This is a genomic window from Pseudomonas sp. BF-R-01, from assembly GCF_019946615.1.
GTDB lineage: Bacteria > Pseudomonadota > Gammaproteobacteria > Pseudomonadales > Pseudomonadaceae > Aquipseudomonas > Aquipseudomonas migulae.
This window is the reverse complement of record NZ_JAGYFX010000202.1, coordinates 1-3,408: the sequence shown is the minus strand read 5'-3', so window position 1 is coordinate 3,408 and position 3,408 is coordinate 1. Positions and strand designations below refer to the sequence as shown.

The following is a 3,408-nucleotide window of genomic DNA, read 5'->3' as shown; positions in this document are numbered from 1 at the left end:
CGCTCCTACAGGTACTGTGCAGATCCTGTAGGAGCGAGGCTTGCCCGCGAAGAGGCCAGCAAATTCACCGCAAATCTTCAGACCGGCAAACTCGTCGTCGACTTGATCTCCGACAACGCCACAATCGAGTTCACCTCCTGAATTCCCGGCACCATCGACAGCTTCTCGAAGAAAAACCGCTCATACGCCTCGATGTCCGCCGTGACAATCCGCAACAAGAAATCCACCGACCCCATCAGCACATAACACTCCAGCACTTCGGGAAAACCGCGAATCGCCTCGGTGAACTCAGTGAAGTTCGAACGCCCGTGCGCGTTGAGTTTTACCTCGGCAAAGATCTGCGTGTTGAGCCCGATTTTCTTGCGGTCCAGCAGCGTCACCTGGCCACGAATGATCCCCTCCTCCTTCATCCGCTGAATCCGCCGCCAGCACGGCGACTGCGAGAGCCCCACCTGCTCGGCGATCTGCGCGCTGGAGAGCGAAGCGTCCTCTTGCAGCAACGCGAGAATCTTGCGGTCGTAGCCATCCAGTTCGCTTTGCATAGAAAAACCTGTAATCGATGTCTTGTTGAATCACACGATTCGATAAATCGTTAATTAGCCCCATCATAGATAAGAAATGCCCGGCATCGAATGTAAAAATTCCTCCAGTGATTTTGGAGACCGACCATGCCGTATCTTGAAGCCGTGAACACCTCGCCCACCCGCGCCGATGTCTGGAACGCCAGCAACGCCCAGTGTCGTGTGCACTACCAACTGCTGGCCGAAGCCGAACCGGACCTGCTGTGCCGGGCGCTCAACCTGTTCGCGTTGCAGTTCCTGACGCCGCAACAGGTCAACGTGCAGCGCATGGACGATCTGCTGGCGATCGACATCGTCATGGATGGACTGAGCTGGCACCGCGCTCAAGTGATCGCGGAAAAACTGCGTAACCTGATCAGCGTCTGCTCGGTGGACCTGCAAACGTCTGATTCTGCGTGGGCTGAAGCCGCTCAGGCGACTGGCTGAAAAAACCCGATACGGATTCGTCGGGTAGTGGCCCAACGGTCGGTGGGTCCACGACTATCCTTTGCGAACTGTTGTTCACGAGGAGCCCGCATGTCCGTTCAACTTGCCCTTCAGGACCGCTGGCTGGATCTCAATGATTTGCTGCGCGAGTTGGTCGCCCAGGGCTTTATCAGCCAGGATTCGGCCGAGCACGCACTGAATGCCCGCCGCCGTCACGCCGCCAATGGCCAGATGCACCCGCTGGAGTTCATCGCCAGCCAACAGCTGGATGACCTCAGCCGTCCCGGTAAACACCTCGACCTGGAAAGCCTGACCCTGTGGCTGTCGCAGCAGGCCGGTCAGCCTTATCTGCGCATCGATCCGCTGAAAATCAACGTCGCGGCCGTTACGCCGCTGATGTCCTATGCCTTCGCCCAGCGCCACAAGATTCTCGCGGTGTCCATCGATCGCGACGCCGTGACCGTGGCCAGCGCCCAGCCTTTCGTCAAGGGTTGGGAAGCCGACCTGACCCATGTGTTGAAGCTGCCGATCAAGCGGGTGGTGGCCAACCCGGTGGATATCCAGCGCTTCAGCGTGGAGTTCTTTCGCCTGGCCAAATCGGTCAGCGGCGCGACCAACAACGATCATCAAACCAGCACCCTGGGCAATTTCGAACAACTGCTCAACCTCGGTGCCAGCGATCAGGAGCCGGACGCCAACGATGCGCACATCGTCAATATCGTCGACTGGCTGTTCCAGTACGCTTTCCAGCAACGCGCCAGCGATATCCACATCGAGCCCCGACGCGAGCAAGGCACGGTGCGTTTTCGCATCGACGGCGTGTTGCACAACGTCTATCAATTCCCGCCGCAGGTGACCATGGCGATTGTCAGTCGCCTGAAGAGCCTGGGGCGGATGAACGTCGCGGAAAAACGCAAACCCCAGGACGGCCGGGTCAAAACCAAGACCCCGGATGGCGGCGAAGTCGAACTGCGGCTGTCGACATTGCCGACGGCGTTCGGCGAAAAAATGGTCATGCGGATTTTCGACCCGGAAGTGCTGCTCAAGGATTTCGATCAGCTTGGGTTTTCCGCCGAAGACCTGCGCCGCTGGCAGGACATGACGAGCCAGCCCAACGGCATTATCCTCGTGACCGGCCCGACCGGCTCGGGCAAGACCACCACGCTCTACACCACCCTGAAAAAACTGGCGACGCCGGAGGTCAACCTCTGCACCATCGAAGACCCGATCGAGATGGTCGAGCCGGCCTTCAACCAGATGCAGGTCCAGCACAACATCGACCTGACCTTCGCCGCCGGTGTGCGCGCACTGATGCGGCAAGACCCGGACATCATCATGATCGGCGAGATCCGGGACCTGGAGACGGCCGAAATGGCGATTCAGGCTGCACTCACCGGCCACCTGGTGCTATCGACGCTGCACACCAATGACGCGCCCAGCGCCATCAGCCGCCTGCTGGAACTCGGCGTGCCGCATTACCTGATCAAGGCCACAGTGCTCGGCGTCATGGCGCAGCGGCTGGTCCGTACGTTGTGCCCGCACTGCAAGGCCCCGCTGACCCTGAGTGAAGAAGACTGGCAAACCCTGACCAAACCCTGGCAAGCGCCATTGCCCGGCAATGCGCAACGCGCCATCGGTTGCCTGGAATGCCGCGACACCGGCTATCGCGGCCGCGCCGGGGTGTACGAAATCATGCAACTGACGGATGGCCTCAAAGCGCTGATCAACCCCGACACCGACTTGCTGGCGATACGGCGCCAGGCGTTCAAGGAAGGCATGCGCAGCTTGCGACTGTCGGGCGCACAGAAGGTGGCGGCGGGTTTGACGACGATCGAGGAGGTGCTGCGGGTGACACCGCAGAGTGAACAAAAGTAGCTGCGACCGTGATGGAACTCGGCAGGGTCATTGGCAATCCAACCCCGCGTAGTTAACCCAGTGGAGTCACCCATCATGCGTTTCAAACTTGCTGTTGCTACCCTCGCCGTGTTGTCCCTTCCAGTCGGTTCGGCGATGGCTGATGACAGCTTTTGGCGTAACGTCCTTACTTCCGGTGCCACCACCGGTTCGTCCTACCTGACCTCCAGGGATCAAAAGCTGATCGTCGCCGCCCAGGACGACGCCGGCAGCTTTGTCGCCAGTGACGGCGCTATTCGCGGCCCCTATCTGGAAGCCGCAATGCAGAAAGTCCGCGCCGACAACCCGGGCCTGCAGGCCACGGATATGGAACTGGCGAATGCGATCCTGGCGAAAAATGCCATCGCGTCGAAGTAAGATTTACGGCTGAACAAAAATGCCGCTCACTTGAGCGGCATTTTTTATGGGCAACACAAAACCCCTGTAGGAGCGAGGCTTGCCCGCGAAAGCGTCATGTCAGTCAACATAAATGTTGGATGTTAAGACG

4 protein-coding genes are annotated in these 3,408 nt (G+C 59.4%); 3 read left to right on the top strand and 1 reads right to left on the bottom strand.

Features of this window, described 5'->3' with window-relative positions; translation table 11 throughout:
* Nucleotides 1-77: 77 nt before the first annotated feature.
* On the bottom strand, nucleotides 78-542 hold the full coding sequence (locus KGB27_RS31125) for an Lrp/AsnC family transcriptional regulator (protein WP_008024235.1): 465 nt from the start codon (nucleotides 540-542) through the stop codon (nucleotides 78-80).
* A 126-nt stretch (nucleotides 543-668) separates the two neighbouring features.
* Between KGB27_RS31125 and KGB27_RS31120 the strand changes: the two genes are divergently transcribed.
* The 3 genes from KGB27_RS31120 (at nucleotide 669) to KGB27_RS31110 (ending at nucleotide 3,278) form a co-directional block, all read left to right on the top strand.
* On the top strand, nucleotides 669-1,007 hold the full coding sequence (locus KGB27_RS31120; RefSeq protein WP_223557370.1) for a hypothetical protein: 339 nt from the start codon (nucleotides 669-671) through the stop codon (nucleotides 1,005-1,007).
* Nucleotides 1,008-1,097: 90 nt separating this feature from the next.
* On the top strand, nucleotides 1,098-2,882 hold the full coding sequence (locus KGB27_RS31115) for a GspE/PulE family protein (RefSeq protein ID WP_223557369.1): 1,785 nt from the start codon (nucleotides 1,098-1,100) through the stop codon (nucleotides 2,880-2,882).
* A gap of 75 nt (nucleotides 2,883-2,957) precedes the next feature.
* Complete coding sequence (locus KGB27_RS31110) at nucleotides 2,958-3,278, top strand: DUF2388 domain-containing protein (RefSeq protein WP_008040716.1); 321 nt, start codon at nucleotides 2,958-2,960, stop codon at nucleotides 3,276-3,278.
* Nucleotides 3,279-3,408: the final 130 nt, after the last annotated feature.

What these genes read in the sequence shown, in the direction of transcription:
- KGB27_RS31125 (WP_008024235.1), bottom strand. Translation starts at nt 542, where the DNA reads ATGCAAAGCGAACTGGATGGCTACGACCGCAAGATTCTCGCGTTGCTG.
- KGB27_RS31120 (WP_223557370.1), top strand. Translation starts at nt 669, where the DNA reads ATGCCGTATCTTGAAGCCGTGAACACCTCGCCCACCCGCGCCGATGTC.
- KGB27_RS31115 (WP_223557369.1), top strand. Translation starts at nt 1,098, where the DNA reads ATGTCCGTTCAACTTGCCCTTCAGGACCGCTGGCTGGATCTCAATGAT.
- KGB27_RS31110 (WP_008040716.1), top strand. Translation starts at nt 2,958, where the DNA reads ATGCGTTTCAAACTTGCTGTTGCTACCCTCGCCGTGTTGTCCCTTCCA.